Source organism: Pseudoalteromonas sp. XI10, from assembly GCF_001469895.1.
In the GTDB taxonomy this organism is placed as follows: Bacteria; Pseudomonadota; Gammaproteobacteria; order Enterobacterales; family Alteromonadaceae; genus Pseudoalteromonas.
Genome location: NZ_LOPY01000051.1, coordinates 247,793 through 262,143, shown reverse-complemented (window position 1 = coordinate 262,143; position 14,351 = coordinate 247,793). Strand labels below are relative to the sequence as shown.

Genomic DNA, 14,351 nt, shown 5'->3' with positions numbered 1-14,351 from the left:
GTTTTTATTTATACCCATTCGCTTAACTAAGTATTATTGCGAATTGGTATTAGATTAATAACCAGGTTGCAGTGCCTAAAAAGGCAAAGATACCAACAATATCGGTCACGGTTGTCAGCACTACGCTCCCTGCAAGGGCTGGGTCTATTTTCATTTTCTTAAGAATTAATGGAATGCTCGCACCCGCAATACCAGCGGCAACAAGATTCATAAACATTGCAAAGGCCAGTACTGCGCCGAGCTTAAAGTCCCACTGCCATAGGGCAACCACACCAGCAATTAATATCGACCAAATAATGCCATTCAGAGCACCAATCGCTAACTCCTTAAGTAATAAGAAGCGTTGGTTGGTTTGGTTGATATGACCAACCGCTATACCACGAATGACCAGAGTTAGGGTTTGGCTACCCGCAACCCCCCCCATTGAAGGGACAATACCATTGAGTACCGCTAAAATAGGCAAGATTGCTAAGGTGTTTTCGAAAAAGCTTGCCACAATGGCTGCTAACAATGCGGTTAATAAGTTAACCCCAAGCCAAATAGAGCGACGCTGCGAACTTTTTAGCACTGGCGCAAAGGTATCTTCTTCGTCGTCAAGACCAGCGAGGCTTAGCATGCTGTGCTCTGCATCTTCACGGATTACGTCAACGATATCATCGATGGTAATACGACCAAGCAAGTGAGCGTTATCATCCACAACAGGGGCTGAAATCCAGTTGTGACGCTCGAACAGTTGCGCTACATCACTTTCATCCATAGAGATTAGGATTGACTCACAGTCTTCATCCATTAAATCACGAACAATTTTATCTGAAGGACTGGTCAGCAATGTAGTTAATGAAAGCGCGCCTAAAAAGCAGTTATGCTTATCAACTACATATAAGTCATCGGTACCCTCTGGTAGCTCACCTCGTAAGCGTAAATAGCGCAGTACAACATCGAGGGTAACGTCAGGACGAATGGTAACCGTATCGCTGTTCATCAAGGCACCGGCTGAGCGCTCTTGATAAGATAGTGCTTGAGTTGCCCTTTCTCTATCTTGCGAGTCCATGGCACTGACAACGTCTTGATATACGGTATCAGGAAGACTACGTAAAACCTCACCTAAGTCATCGTCGTCCATATCTTCAGTGGCAGCTGCAATGTGCTCAGGCTCCATCTGGGCAATAATGCCAAGACGTACGTCTTCAGAGAGTTCTTCTAGAACATCACCACGGACATCTGGATCAACCAGCTGCCAAAGCATACGACGAATTTTATGGGGAGAAGATTCAAGTAAAAGGGCTGTATCACAAGGTGCCGTTTTGGCTAACATACCACGCACTTGAACAAATTGACCACTATTGAGTGACTTGGTCACTTGTTTGAGTTGTTGTAGTGGGTAATCTTGTTCAAAGGCTTCTGGCATTGGCGTCCTTACAACTGAAAAAAGTTTAAATAGGCTAAGCAAATACAGCATAGTTGCTTTGTAGTGTATTTGCAGAGATATCGTCGCACTGCGATAAATTTATTAAGAGTTTTGTAATTTAGAAAAGCGAGCGATATAAAAGTAGGATATTTAAAGGGAATTTTAAATATCCGAATTAAGTTTACCGTAAACCTTGAAGTCTTAGCAAATGCTATTCTTGCTCGTGGAAGCGTTGTGCAATTAATTCGCCGATTGCCGTTAATGCAGCATCGGCGTCAGGGCCTTCGCACACAACGCGAACTTCTTTACCCTGACTACTTTCAAGTAGCATTAATGCTAACACGCTGTCGCCTTCAGCTTCTTTATCATCTTGATAAAGCGTAATTTTGGCATCAAATTGCAGTGCTAATTGCGCTAAAACAGTAGCAGCACGAGCATGTAAGCCAAGTTTGTTTTGAATTAAAAAGGTATCTTCAGCGTGCATTGTTGGTGCCTAATTAAATGTCTTGTTCGCGGTGGCGAATTTTTACATTAGCATGGCTTTTGGCAAAGCTCTCACCAATTGTTTGCGCTAAGTAAACAGAGCGATGCTGGCCGCCGGTACAACCAATAGCAATGGTCAGATAACTGCGGTTATTGCGCTCTAAATGCGGCAACCAAGTTTGCACAAAGGTTTGTATTTGCCACGTGAACTTTTGCACTATGCTGTGGCTAGCTAGGTAATCTTTTACTGGTTGATCAAGGCCGGTTAGTGGCTTTAAATCAGGTTCCCAGTGTGGGTTAGGTAAAAAGCGTGCATCAAAAACGTAGTCAGCTTCTTTAGGAATACCATGCTTAAAGCCAAACGACATAAAAGTAATAATTAGCTTTTTATCTTTTTTACCTAAAATCTTTTCGCGAATTGATTCTGCTAACTGATGAACACTCAGGTCAGTGGTATCAATCATAAAGTCAGCGCGAGTGATCAACACATCAAGCAGGATTTTTTCTTGTTTAATGGCCAGATCAAGCGGCAAAGAATCAATAGATAGTGGATGCAAGCGGCGTGTTTCTGAAAAGCGCTTGATCAGAGTTTGGTCATCACTGTCTAAATAGAAAAGTGTTGGGTTTGCGAAACCTGGCAGGTACTCAAGAATATCATTAAATTCTTGCTGCTCTTTCGGTAAGTTGCGCACGTCGATGCTGACCGCTATTTTATCGTAGTTATCAGACACACTTCGTACGAGCGAAGGCAGTAAATTAACCGGAATATTATCAACGCAATAATAGCCTAAGTCTTCAAGTACTCGTAAAGCGACCGATTTACCTGAGCCTGAGCGACCGCTGATAATTATTAATTCCATTTATGCCTCTGCTGATATGACCTGAAACAGTTGCTGATCAGTAGTAGCACTACGCAGCTGTTTACAAAATTCTTTATCTTTAAGTCTATCAGCAATTGTTGATAAGGTCTTTAGGTGAAGCTGACAGTCACCATCTGGTACGATGAGTGCCACAAAAATATCAACTGGACGATTATCAATTGCATCAAAATTAATAGGGGATTCACTCACTATCACAAATGCATGAGGCTCATCTGCGCCGCTCATTCGGCCATGTGGAATAGCAATACCTCGGCCAATGCCGGTGCTACCTAGTTTTTCTCGGTTGAGTAAAGCATCTAGGATATCTTGTTGCGATAAATGAGGAAGCTGCTGGTGGGCCAGTTCGCTGATATATTCAAGAATTCTTTTTTTGCTATTAAAAAGGACCGCAGCTTTGCTGCAGTCCTGGTTAGTAAGTGAACTTAGTTTCATAATTTAATGTCGAGCTAATTTCTCTTTGTGTTTAATGACTTGGCGATCAAGTTTATCGATCAGTGAGTCAATGGCTGCGTACATATCTTGATGCTGAGTAGAAGCGAACAATTCGCCTCCGTTTACATGTAAAGTTGCTTCTGCTTTTTGGCTTAATTTTTCTACATCTAGAATGACATGAACATTATTAATATGGTCAAAATGCCTTTCTAGTTTTGCAAACTTGGTGTTTACATAGTCTCTTAATGAATCTGTGATTTCTACATGACGACCAGTTAAATTTAGTTGCATAAGCATTTTTCCTTCTATGTAAAACGTCTAAATCAGACTCTTACGCTGATTAGACGGAGGTATTGCTAGAGACTCACGATATTTTGCAATTGTACGTCTAGCTACTTTAATTCCTTGCTCAGCCAATATATCTGCAATTTTGCTATCACTCAATGGTTTAGCTGAGTTTTCTGCAGCGACTAACTTCTTGATTAAAGCGCGTATTGCTGTAGAAGAACACTCACCACCATTTTCGGTGCTGACATGGCTCGAGAAGAAATATTTCAACTCAAAAATACCCCGAGGGGTATGCATATATTTTTGCGTTGTTACCCGTGAAATCGTCGATTCATGCATTTCGACCATTTCAGCAACATCATTTAGCACCATTGGCTTCATTGCCTCAGGGCCATGTTCAAAGAAAGCTTGTTGTTGTTGAACGATACAGTTGGTCACTTTTAATAGCGTATCGTTACGGCTTTCTAAGCTTTTAATAAACCACTTAGCTTCTTGTAAGTGAGAGCGAATAAATTGGCTGTCGCTACTTGATTTAACAGAGCGAGACATCGCTGCATATTGGCTGTTCACTCTAATCTTTGGCATACAGTCTGGGTTTAACTCGACTACCCAGCGACCTTTTACTTTTTTCACTGATACATCAGGTATGACGTACTCAGACTCTTCGCGCACTATGCTATCCGCAGGCTTAGGATTTAAGCTGTGGATGAGCGTCATCACTTCTTTAAGCTCGTTTTCTTTAAGCTTAGTCTTTTTCATCAAAGTTCGATAGTCGCGACTCGCTAATAATTCGATATGCTCAGATAAAACCATTTTAGTTTCAGCTAAATATGGCGTATTAGCATCGAATTGGCGTAACTGAATGCACAGACATTCTTGTAAACTGCGTGCGCCAATACCCACAGGATCAAATAACTGAATTCTTTTTAAGACCGCCTCGACTTCATCAAGTTCGATTTCTTCTTCATCGCTATTTTGATTAAAGCTTTCGACGATATCTTCACAGCTTACCGTTAAAATACCTGATTCATCGATAGCTTCTACAATTGCCACAGCAATCGCTTCATCGGTAGGGCTAAATGGCGTGAGTTGCAATTGCCACATTAGGTATTCGTGAAGGGTTTCGGTTGATGCACCTTGATAGATGGATTCATCTTCAGGCATTGGCCCTGACGATGTTGAAGGGGCGGCACTCATGTACTCATCCCAGGTAACATCCATTGCTAAGTCATCGCTTACGGTGTCTTTATTGAGAGCATCACTACTTTCTTGCTCGTACTCGCTAGGTGCTTCTTCGGCAGACGCGCTGACTTGTACATCGTCAGATTCAGCTTTTTGCTCATTCTTGCCGGTGCTTTCTTCGTTGTAATCCGCTTCTTCCACTTCAAGTAGAGGGTTACTATCAAGCGCTTCTTGAATTTCTTGCTGGAGATCCAATGTACTGAGCTGCAACAAACGAATAGCTTGTTGCAGTTGTGGAGTCATTGTAAGTTGCTGGCCCATGCGCAGCTGTAATGATTGCCTCATGTATCCCTAACAATCCTTTTTAAGTTATCGATAACTGTGCAAACACAGTTAAGTCATTATCGATTTATTGTCATTGTTATTAGTCTAGCAGATGCTCTAGTCGCTGGCGTAATGGTTACAGCCTGAATTGCTCGCCTAGATATACATCGCGTACAGTTTGGTCTGCTAATACGTGCTCAGGTGTGCCTGATGCAATTAGCTCCCCATGAGAAACAATGTAGGCTTTTTCACAAACATCAAGGGTTTCTCGAACATTATGGTCAGTAATTAGTACACCGATACCACGATTTTTTAGGTGCTCAATAATTTTCTTTATATCTAACACTGAAATTGGATCAACACCAGCAAAAGGCTCATCTAAAAGGATAAATTTAGGATTAGCGGCTAATGCACGGGCAATTTCAACGCGGCGGCGTTCACCACCTGACAGCGCCATACCTTGGCTATCGCGAATGTGTTGGATGCTAAATTCATCGAGCAAGCTATTTAGTGTTTCTTCGCGACCTGCTTTGTTTAGATCTTTACGGGTTTCTAAAATAGCCATCAAGTTTTGGTAAACCGTTAACTTTCGAAAAATTGACGATTCTTGTGGCAGATAGCCGATACCTAAGCGCGCACGATTGTGCATTGGTAAAAGGGTAATATCGTTATCATCAATGCTGATTTTACCTTTGTCGCTTGGTACTAAGCCTACAATCATGTAGAAGGTGGTGGTTTTACCTGCACCATTTGGGCCAAGCAAGCCAACAATGCTGCCTGCTTCAACTTCAAGACCGACATTTTTAACCACTTGGCGGCCTTTGTAGCTCTTAGCTAAAAGCTCTGCTTTTAATGTACTCATGGTTGGCCTTTATTGTCTTTTTTATTTTCAACAGGCACTAAAATAGTGTGAACACGATCTGTTGAGTTTTCGTCTTTTTCAGCACTGATCAGTTGCTGTGCCATATCATAGGTAATGCTTTTAGCTGTTACTTTTTGACCTGCTTGAGTAACTTCAGCTTCACCATTTAAGGTTAAGAAGCGTTTTGCAACATCATAACGAACTTCTTCGGCGCTGGCGCTCATCACGGTGCCATCAGTTTGCTTTTCTTCGAAGTAAGCTGGTGCGCCTGTGGCAATAATTAACTCTACTGTACCTTCGGTGTCACCGCCGTGTGCTTCAAGGCGTTCAGCGGTAATACGACGATTACCATGCACGATCTCTACGTTACCTTCGAATATGCCAACGCCATCTTTTAGTTTACCTACTTGGCGATCTGAGCTAATGCTAATTTGAGCGCCTGTTTGCTCGGCAGCTACGCCCGAAAAAGCAATCAATAAGCTTGGGATCAGGAGTAATTTCTTCAGTTTATTGGTCATAGTATATAGTTCGTGTATGGTTAGTTAACTCAACAATTTCGGCTTTTAAATCGGCTTTTAAGCCTTTACCGGTAATCTTTAAATTTGGTCCTGTTAGTGTTACAGGTTGCTTTGAAAACATGGTCATTTTATCAATATCGACATTAATGTTTTCTGCTTTTATATCTTCGATCATGCCGTTATGGGTTAAGTTTTTAGCAACTACATCCCCTTCAAAAATCAGCTGATCGTTTTCGTACAATGTGGCTTCTTTGGCTTTTACTTGCCAAACTTGCTGGTCGCCATAGATAGTAAAAATAGGTTGCTCAAAAAAGGTAAACCCTAATTGTTGATACAACTCCATTTTAGCAGCAGCCACTTTATGACTAATTTTGCCTTGCTCGTCATACGCTGTTTGCTTTAAGGCCACAGCGGTGTAATCAGGTGTTGCGATGATTTCGTCTTCACTAGTTATTGTGTCTGTTGATTGATTAAAGTACGGGTACCATAACCACACCATGCAACAAACAAAAACAATACTCAGTAAAATACGGGCTATATTCATGCGCTGGTTCCATCGCTAGTTAACGGCTTACCGTTTTCTAACATCAGTAAATCAGTTAATTCACGCACAGCTCCAAAGCCACCTGGTAATAATGTGGTGTAATGAGCCAGCTTTTTAATCAGTGGGTGTGCGTCATTTACAGCAACAGCAAACCCTACTTTTTCCATTACTGGTAAGTCTGGACCATCATCACCAATATAGGCAATTTGTTCATCAGTCAGCCCCAGTTTATCTTTTAACTCTTGATAAGCAATCAGCTTATTTTCTTGTCCCTGATAAATGTGCTGAACTGTTAGGCTAGTCATTCGCTGCTGAACTATTTGTGAATGGCGGCCAGTAATCACTGCCACTTCAAAGCCACTATTAATGAGCGCTTTAATGCCAAAGCCATCTTTAGTATTAAATGCTTTAAGCTCTTCGCCATCATTACCTAAATAAATTCGGCCATCAGAAAAAACGCCATCTATATCGCAGATTAGCAATTTTACTTTTTGTGCGCGCTGACTCACATCAGGGCTAAGAGGCTGGTATAGCTCGGCGAATGTCATTGCTTAAAGAACTCCTGCTTTTAATAGGTCTTGCATATTAAGGGCACCAATTGGCGTATTACTTTGATCTACCACAATTAAACCATTGATACGTTTACGTTCCATAATATTTAAAGCTTCAGCTGCAAGCATATCAGGGCGAGCAGTTGTACATGAACGGGTCATTACTTGGCTAATTGCCGTGTTATGAATATCGATGCGCTGCTCTAAAATACGGCGTAAGTCACCATCAGTGAATAATCCGGCTAACTTTTCATCTGCACCAATCACCGCGGTCATACCAAGGCCCTTGGCTGACATTTCGATTAGTGCGTCTTTAATGCTTTGGGTTTCGCTAACGATTGGCGTGGCGTCGCCTGCGTGCATCACATCATCTAATGTAAGCAATAAACGCTTACCTAAGCTGCCACCTGGGTGCGAAAGTGCAAAATCATCGGCTGTGAAACCACGGGTTTCAAGTAGTGCAACCGCCATAGCATCACCCATCACAAGTGTTGCTGTGGTACTTGCAGTTGGCGCAAGGCCTAACGGGCATGCCTCTTGGCTTACTTTAATGCACACATGTACATCAGACAGTTTTGCCATGGTTGAGTCTGGGTTGCCTGTGAGTGAAATCATCTTTGCGCCAATACGCTTGATAACAGGAATAATGCTAAGTACTTCGCTGGTCGCACCTGAGTTCGAAATACACATCACCACATCATCACGGGTGATCATGCCTAAATCACCGTGGCTTGCTTCGCCAGGATGAACAAAAAATGCTGGTGTGCCAGTACTTGCAAGGGTCGCCGCAATTTTATTACCAACGTGGCCAGACTTACCCATACCAATCACAATAATACGGCCTGTACATTGGAACATTAATTGGCAAGCGTTATCGAAATCTTGATTTATATATTGCTCAATTTCTTGTAAAGCTTGTGCTTCAATTTCGAGTACGCGCTTACCCTGCGCGATAAAGCTAGGTTGTGTCATTAATTATCCTACTTGGCTGAAAATATAGCCCTGATATGCAATAAATGCGACTAACAAGAAGCCACCTTCTACTCTATTGATACGACGAGCACCTTTAAAGTTCAATGACATGGCAATCAATACAATCGTTGCTGCAATCATGATAAGTGCATCGCGGTTTGCCGCAGAAGGATCAATAATTGATGGGTTGATAATACCCGCAAGTGGTAATACGGCGAGTAAATTGAAAATGTTTGAGCCAACGATATTACCAAGCGCTAAATCGTCTTCGTTTTTTAATACCCCTGCAATACAGGCTGCCAGCTCTGGTAAGCTGGTACCAATAGCAATAATGGTTAAGCCTATTACAAGGTCTGATAGACCAAAATATTTTGCGATATCAACGGCTGATTCAACTAAAAAATGTGAACTGACTGGTAATAAAATCATGCCGATGATTAACCAAAATACGGCTGATTTAGTACTGACATCGTTCGGAACGTCTTCACATGCTTCGCTGACGAATGGGTCATCTTGGTTTTTAGCACGCAGAGACACAATAACTAAGCCACCAATAAACACAGCAAAAGCAATCATCAAGGCAATGCCTTCAGCGAATGAAAAATAGTTATCTGAGAACACATACCAAGCTGCTACTGAGATTAACAATACCAGCGGCATTTCGCGTTTAAGTGTCATTGAAGATACTGAAAGAGGGCGTAGTAAGGCTGTGACACCAAGTACAAGTAAGATATTAGTAATGTTAGAACCTATAGCATTACCTACCGCAGTATCTGTTTTATCAGCAAGTGCTGCCGATGCAGATACCATCATTTCAGGGGCTGAAGAGCCCATAGCAACAACGGTTAAACCAATGATTAGGGTGGGGATCCCCATATTTTTTGCGAGTGCAGCCGCCCCATAAACAAACCGATCGGCACTCCAAACGAGTGCAGCAAAACCAATAATTAAAATGACAAAAGAAGTCACCATTGTGATACGCCAACATTACTTATACAGATGACTGCAAATAGTAACAAAAGCGAACCTGAAAGTATAAGTAAAAGAATGGGCTGGCGAGCATAAAGCGTGCTTAGCAAGGAAACTAAATTTCAGGTGTCGTTAAGCTCTTTAGAGCTAGCTTTAGAATTTATTGATAGAAAATATTACAAAATTTTACGATTTGTTTTTTCCATCTTGACTAAAAAACCCTTAAAATGGCAAAACTAGTGAAAAACGTTATGGAGAGCGACTTGTCGCAATCAATAGTAGAAATCAAGGATGTAACCTTTTCACGGGGCGATAGAATCATATATAAAAATATGAGTTTTAACATTCCGAAAGGCAAGATTACCGCTATCATGGGACCAAGCGGCATTGGTAAAACCACCATGTTGCGCTTAATTGGCGGTCAGCTTAAACCTGATTCTGGTGACATTTTATTTGAAAGCAATAGCATTCCTGGCATGACTCGCAAGGAGCTTTATGCTGCCCGCACCAAAATGAGTATGCTGTTTCAAAGTGGCGCTTTATTTACCGATATGTCAGTGTTTGACAATATCGCCTTTCCTTTGCGCGAACATACTCAACTCAGCGAAGACTTAATTCGTCTTGTCGTTTTAATGAAATTACAAGCAGTCGGCTTACGTGGTGCACAAGACTTAATGCCATCTGAGCTTTCTGGTGGTATGGCTCGCCGTGCTGCTTTAGCGCGTTCAATTGCTCTTGATCCAGAGCTTATCATGTACGATGAGCCATTTGCGGGCCAAGATCCTATCTCTATGGGTGTGTTAGTTAAGCTAATAAAATCACTGAATGAGGTGCTAGGTTTATCATCACTTATCGTGACCCATGATGTAACAGAGGTAATGAGCATTGCTGATCACGTGATCATTATTGCTGATCAAGGGGTGATAGGCGAAGGCTCTCCAGAGCAAATGCAAAACCATGAATCTGAACTTGTACAACAGTTCTTAAATGGTTTATCGGATGGCCCTGTACCATTCCATTTCCCAGCTCCTGCGTATGATGATGAATTACTAGGAGTGCATAATGCTTGATCTATTCCAGAAGTTAGGTCACAAAACATTAGGGCGCTTTGCAGCGCTTGGCCGTTCTACTCAGATGCTGTTTGGTGCACTCTTTAATGTGCCGAACTTCAAAAAAGGCACGCCTTTACTTGTTCGCCAATTATATATGGTGGGCTCGCAATCTCTTTTAATCATTATGGTGTCAGGCTTATTCATCGGTATGGTGCTCGCCCTGCAGGGTTACACCGTATTAGTAGGCTATGGTGCTGAAGATAGCTTAGGGCCTTTAGTGGCATTGAGCTTATTACGTGAGTTAGGCCCTGTAGTAACAGCGTTACTGTTTGCAGGGCGCGCGGGCAGTGCTCTTACTGCTGAAATCGGTTTAATGAAAGCAACCGAGCAATTATCAAGCTTAGAAATGATGGCTATTGATCCACTTAAACGCATTATTGCACCGCGTTTTTGGGCTGGCTTTATCAGTATGCCATTACTTGCATTAATATTTTCTGCGGTTGCTATTATCGGCGCTCATTTAGTGGGTGTTGATTGGCTTGGTGTTGACTCAGGAAGCTTCTGGTCAATCATGCAAGCGCAAGTGTCGTTCCAACAAGATATTGTGAACGGCATGATTAAGAGTTTTGTATTCGCCATGATTGTGACTTGGATTGCACTTTACAAAGGCTATGACTGTGTTCCTACATCTGAGGGGATCAGTAAAGCGACAACAGAAACCGTTGTGCACTCGTCATTGGCAGTATTAGGTTTTGACTTTATTTTAACAGCGGTAATGTTTACCAGCTAATTAGGGTATAAAGATGAATTCACGGAAATTAGAAATATTAGTTGGCTTTTTTGTAGCCCTTGGTATCGCTGCATTTGCATTATTAGCATTTAAAGTTGCGAATGCCGGCATTAGTGGTAGTGGTGAGACTTACCAATTGAACGCAAAGTTTGAAAACATTGGTTCTTTAAAAGCACGTGCGCCTATCAAAGTAGGTGGTGTAGTTGTTGGCCGAGTTGAGTCAATCTTTATTCACCCAAAAGAGTTTGTGCCTGTGGTTAATATGGCGATTGATGCAAATTACTTATGTAAGTTTTCAGACACAACATCAATCTCTATTTTGACATCAGGTATTTTAGGTGAGCAGTACTTAGGCATTAACCCTGTTATTGCTCCTGAATCTGCTGAGCAACGCTGTATGGGTGAAGATGTAACAGCAAGTGAGCATGATACAGATCTAGATGATTTATTTGGTGTTGAAAGCAAAGCGCTTGCAGACGGTGACTACATTACTGATACAAAATCAGCGCTTGTTTTAGAAGAGTTAATCGGTCAGTTCTTATTCAACCAGGGTGGTGAATAATTATGTTTAAGAAGTTTTTATTATGTATTGCTGTGCTGTTTAGCCTAAACGCACAAGCCGCTGAACCTAAGGTTGATTTAAAAGACCCGTACAAAATGGTTCGTACAGTGTCAGATAATACCTTTGCTCGTATTACTAAAGATCAACCTCTTATTGCGAAAGACAAAGAGCATCTACGCGTTATCGTAGAAGAAGAGCTAATGCCTTACATTGACTACAAGTATGCTGCACTGCGCGTATTAGGTAATCACGTGTCAAAGGTGCGTGCTATCGAAGATAAAGAGGAAAAAGCGAAAGCGATTAAAGAGTTACAACGCTTCATTGACGTTTTTCAAAAGTATTTAATTGCTACTTACGCAGGTGTGTTTACTCAATACACTAACCAAAGCGTTGAGTTTGCTCCGCCTCAGCCTTTCAAAGGCCAAGATGTGGTGGTTGTTAAAACTAAGATTGTTGAAGCCGGTAAACCTGATATCAGAATCGACTTTAAAGTACGTGAAGACCGCAGTGGTGACTGGGGCGCGTACGATATGATTGCAGAAGGTATTAGTTTGCTTGATGCTAAACAAAGTGAATTACAAGGTATTTTACGCCAACATGGTCTAGATTATGTAAGTGACTTACTAGAGCAGAAGAGCCAACTGCCAGTGCAATTTAGAGGTGATGGTGGCGATGAGTAAAGTCGAGATTACTCAACTTGAAGATAACCAGTTTCGAGTCAGTGGCGAACTGACTCGAAATTCAATTGGCCGTGAACGCCTTCTGAACGCCAAGCCAGATTCTAGCCATAAAACATGGTATTTTGACCTTTCTGGGCTATCTAGGGTTGACACGGCGGGCTTAGCTTGGTTAATTCACTCTTTCGCAGAATTAAAGCAGCAAGGTATTCACCTTGAACTGCAAAATAGCCCTGAACAATTGCAAAATTTAATGCAGTTGGGTCAGGTCACAAACCTATTTGAGTGAGATTTATGGAAACAAGCCAAGTCGAAACGTTATTACGCGACGAACTAAAACTAGATGAAGTGATTGTTAAAGCAAATGGTAGCCACTACGAAGTGATTGCTGTTGGTGAGTGTTTTGATGGTTTATCTCGCGTGAAGAAGCAACAGTTGGTTTATGCTCCGTTAATGTCAACAATCTCAGACGGTACAATCCACGCTGTATCTATCAAAGCGTTCACACCGACTGAATGGAAACGCGAACAAAAATTTATTTTACCTCAATAGTCGCAGGGCCTCCTAATGGATCAATTTGTTATTCAAGGTGGCACCTCGCTGGCAGGTGAAGTCACTATTTCTGGCGCTAAAAATGCCGCTCTTCCAATTCTTTTTGCTGCGCTTTTAGGGCAGGGTAAAAGTACCTTTAGTAATGTTCCTCGTTTACGCGATATTGGCACTACAGAAGCCTTGTTAAAAACATTGGGTGCAAATGTCGAATGGCAGCAAGACAAGCTAATCATTGATGGTGCGACGGTTGATAAAACACTTGCACCGTATGAGTTGGTAAAGCAAATGCGCGCCTCAGTACTTGCATTAGGCCCTTTAGTTGCCCGTTTTGGTGAAGCGCAAGTATCACTGCCTGGTGGTTGTGCAATTGGTGCTCGCCCAGTTGATATCCATATTCAAGGTCTTGAGCGCATGGGCGCTATCATCAAGGTTGAAAATGGTTACATTAATGCCAAGGTTGATGGTCGCTTAAAAGGCGCTGAAATCTTTATGGAGATGGTCAGTGTTGGCGCAACAGAAAACTTACTGATGGCAGCAACGCTGGCTGACGGTAAAACAGTACTGGAAAATGCAGCTCGTGAACCTGAAATTACTGATCTTGCTAATTGCTTAATTGCGATGGGTGCGAAGATCAGTGGTGCAGGCACTAGCCGTATCGAAATTGAAGGGGTTGAGTCACTATCGGGTTGTGAATACAGCATTCTTCCTGATCGCATTGAAACAGGCACTTTCTTGGTTGCGGCGGCAATGGCTGGCGGTGAAGTGCTTTGTAAAAATACAGACCACCATAGTCTTGATCCTGTGATTGAAAAGTTGCGTGCTACCAATGCTTTGGTTGAAGTCACTGATAACAGCATTTACCTTGATATGCGTGGCCGCGAACTAAAAGCGGTTAACATTAAGACTATGCCACACCCGGGTTTCCCTACCGATATGCAAGCGCAATTTACAGCTTTAAATGTGGTAGCGAAGGGCAGTGCAACCATCACAGAAACGATTTTCGAAAACCGTTTTATGCACGTGCCAGAGTTACAGCGTATGGGTGCAAACATTCGCTTAGAAGGTAATACGGCAATTTGTGGGGATACCGAAAGCTTATCGGGCGCACAGGTAATGGCAACTGATTTACGTGCCTCTGCAAGTCTAATTCTTACTGGCATCGTTGCTCAAGGTGAGACTATTGTTGATCGCATTTATCATGTAGATCGTGGTTATCAACGCATTGAAGATAAGTTGAGTGCTCTGGGTGCTAATATCAAGCGCCGTTCAAGCTAATCGCTAAATACTTACAAAAAAAGGCCTAA

Annotated in this window: 19 protein-coding genes; 7 read left to right on the top strand and 12 right to left on the bottom strand. The window is 42.1% G+C overall.

Features of this window, described 5'->3' with window-relative positions:
• Positions 1 to 49 precede the first annotated feature (49 nt).
• The 12 genes from mgtE to AUR67_RS15390 all read right to left on the bottom strand — a co-directional run bounded on the left by mgtE (position 50) and on the right by AUR67_RS15390 (position 9,417).
• On the bottom strand, positions 50 to 1,408 hold the full coding sequence (mgtE, locus tag AUR67_RS15445; RefSeq protein ID WP_054561109.1) for a magnesium transporter: 1,359 nt from the start codon (positions 1,406 to 1,408) through the stop codon (positions 50 to 52).
• A 211-nt stretch (positions 1,409 to 1,619) separates the two neighbouring features.
• The gene (locus tag AUR67_RS15440; protein ID WP_054561108.1) at positions 1,620 to 1,892 is read right to left on the bottom strand and encodes an HPr family phosphocarrier protein; all 273 of its coding nucleotides are present in this window, start codon (positions 1,890 to 1,892) and stop codon (positions 1,620 to 1,622) included.
• A gap of 13 nt (positions 1,893 to 1,905) precedes the next feature.
• Positions 1,906 to 2,751 carry an RNase adapter RapZ gene (gene rapZ / locus AUR67_RS15435; RefSeq protein ID WP_054561107.1) on the bottom strand — a complete coding sequence of 282 codons (846 nt, stop codon included), beginning with the start codon at positions 2,749 to 2,751 and terminating at the stop codon, positions 1,906 to 1,908.
• Positions 2,752 to 3,204 carry a PTS IIA-like nitrogen regulatory protein PtsN gene (gene ptsN / locus AUR67_RS15430; protein WP_054561106.1) on the bottom strand — a complete coding sequence of 151 codons (453 nt, stop codon included), beginning with the start codon at positions 3,202 to 3,204 and terminating at the stop codon, positions 2,752 to 2,754.
• Between the two features lie 3 nt (positions 3,205 to 3,207).
• Positions 3,208 to 3,495 (bottom strand): ribosome hibernation promoting factor, encoded by a 288-nt coding sequence (hpf, locus tag AUR67_RS15425; RefSeq protein WP_058585935.1) that lies wholly within the window; start codon positions 3,493 to 3,495, stop codon positions 3,208 to 3,210.
• A gap of 27 nt (positions 3,496 to 3,522) precedes the next feature.
• Positions 3,523 to 5,019, bottom strand: coding sequence for an RNA polymerase factor sigma-54 (locus AUR67_RS15420; protein ID WP_058585934.1), 1,497 nt, complete (start codon positions 5,017 to 5,019; stop codon positions 3,523 to 3,525).
• Positions 5,020 to 5,134: 115 nt separating this feature from the next.
• Complete coding sequence (gene lptB, locus AUR67_RS15415) at positions 5,135 to 5,860, bottom strand: LPS export ABC transporter ATP-binding protein (RefSeq protein ID WP_054561103.1); 726 nt, start codon at positions 5,858 to 5,860, stop codon at positions 5,135 to 5,137.
• Entirely contained in the window at positions 5,857 to 6,378 is a 522-nt protein-coding gene (gene lptA / locus AUR67_RS15410) for a lipopolysaccharide transport periplasmic protein LptA (protein WP_058585933.1), read from the bottom strand. Before lptA ends, lptB begins: the two co-directional genes overlap by 4 nt.
• Positions 6,368 to 6,922 (bottom strand): LPS export ABC transporter periplasmic protein LptC, encoded by a 555-nt coding sequence (lptC, locus tag AUR67_RS15405; RefSeq protein ID WP_058585932.1) that lies wholly within the window; start codon positions 6,920 to 6,922, stop codon positions 6,368 to 6,370. Before lptC ends, lptA begins: the two co-directional genes overlap by 11 nt.
• The gene (gene kdsC, locus AUR67_RS15400; protein ID WP_058585931.1) at positions 6,919 to 7,470 is read right to left on the bottom strand and encodes a 3-deoxy-manno-octulosonate-8-phosphatase KdsC; all 552 of its coding nucleotides are present in this window, start codon (positions 7,468 to 7,470) and stop codon (positions 6,919 to 6,921) included. The genes lptC and kdsC overlap by 4 nt, the downstream gene beginning before the upstream one ends.
• Positions 7,471 to 7,473: 3 nt before the next feature.
• Positions 7,474 to 8,445, bottom strand: a complete 972-nt coding sequence (locus AUR67_RS15395) for a KpsF/GutQ family sugar-phosphate isomerase (protein WP_058585930.1) — start codon at positions 8,443 to 8,445, stop codon at positions 7,474 to 7,476.
• 3 nt (positions 8,446 to 8,448) lie between these two features.
• Positions 8,449 to 9,417: a calcium/sodium antiporter gene (locus AUR67_RS15390; RefSeq protein WP_058585929.1), complete on the bottom strand. Its 969-nt coding sequence runs from the start codon at positions 9,415 to 9,417 to the stop codon at positions 8,449 to 8,451.
• A 248-nt stretch (positions 9,418 to 9,665) separates the two neighbouring features.
• On the opposite strand from AUR67_RS15390, the gene AUR67_RS15385 reads away from it, so the two are divergent.
• From AUR67_RS15385 to murA, 7 genes are read left to right on the top strand one after another with little or no spacing between them, the layout of a single operon-like run.
• Positions 9,666 to 10,484, top strand: a complete 819-nt coding sequence (locus AUR67_RS15385) for an ATP-binding cassette domain-containing protein (RefSeq protein ID WP_082665651.1) — start codon at positions 9,666 to 9,668, stop codon at positions 10,482 to 10,484.
• Positions 10,477 to 11,256 (top strand): lipid asymmetry maintenance ABC transporter permease subunit MlaE, encoded by a 780-nt coding sequence (gene mlaE / locus AUR67_RS15380; RefSeq protein ID WP_058585927.1) that lies wholly within the window; start codon positions 10,477 to 10,479, stop codon positions 11,254 to 11,256. The genes AUR67_RS15385 and mlaE overlap by 8 nt, the downstream gene beginning before the upstream one ends.
• Positions 11,257 to 11,269: 13 nt before the next feature.
• Positions 11,270 to 11,818: an outer membrane lipid asymmetry maintenance protein MlaD gene (gene mlaD, locus AUR67_RS15375; RefSeq protein WP_054561096.1), complete on the top strand. Its 549-nt coding sequence runs from the start codon at positions 11,270 to 11,272 to the stop codon at positions 11,816 to 11,818.
• A gap of 2 nt (positions 11,819 to 11,820) precedes the next feature.
• The gene (locus tag AUR67_RS15370) at positions 11,821 to 12,498 is read left to right on the top strand and encodes a phospholipid-binding protein MlaC (RefSeq protein ID WP_054561095.1); all 678 of its coding nucleotides are present in this window, start codon (positions 11,821 to 11,823) and stop codon (positions 12,496 to 12,498) included.
• Positions 12,491 to 12,784, top strand: coding sequence for a lipid asymmetry maintenance protein MlaB (locus AUR67_RS15365; protein ID WP_054561094.1), 294 nt, complete (start codon positions 12,491 to 12,493; stop codon positions 12,782 to 12,784). Before AUR67_RS15370 ends, AUR67_RS15365 begins: the two co-directional genes overlap by 8 nt.
• Before the next feature lie 5 nt (positions 12,785 to 12,789).
• Positions 12,790 to 13,047 carry a BolA family protein gene (locus AUR67_RS15360; RefSeq protein WP_054554171.1) on the top strand — a complete coding sequence of 86 codons (258 nt, stop codon included), beginning with the start codon at positions 12,790 to 12,792 and terminating at the stop codon, positions 13,045 to 13,047.
• Between the two features lie 15 nt (positions 13,048 to 13,062).
• Complete coding sequence (gene murA / locus AUR67_RS15355) at positions 13,063 to 14,322, top strand: UDP-N-acetylglucosamine 1-carboxyvinyltransferase (RefSeq protein ID WP_055199193.1); 1,260 nt, start codon at positions 13,063 to 13,065, stop codon at positions 14,320 to 14,322.
• The last annotated feature ends 29 nt before the right edge of the window (positions 14,323 to 14,351 follow it).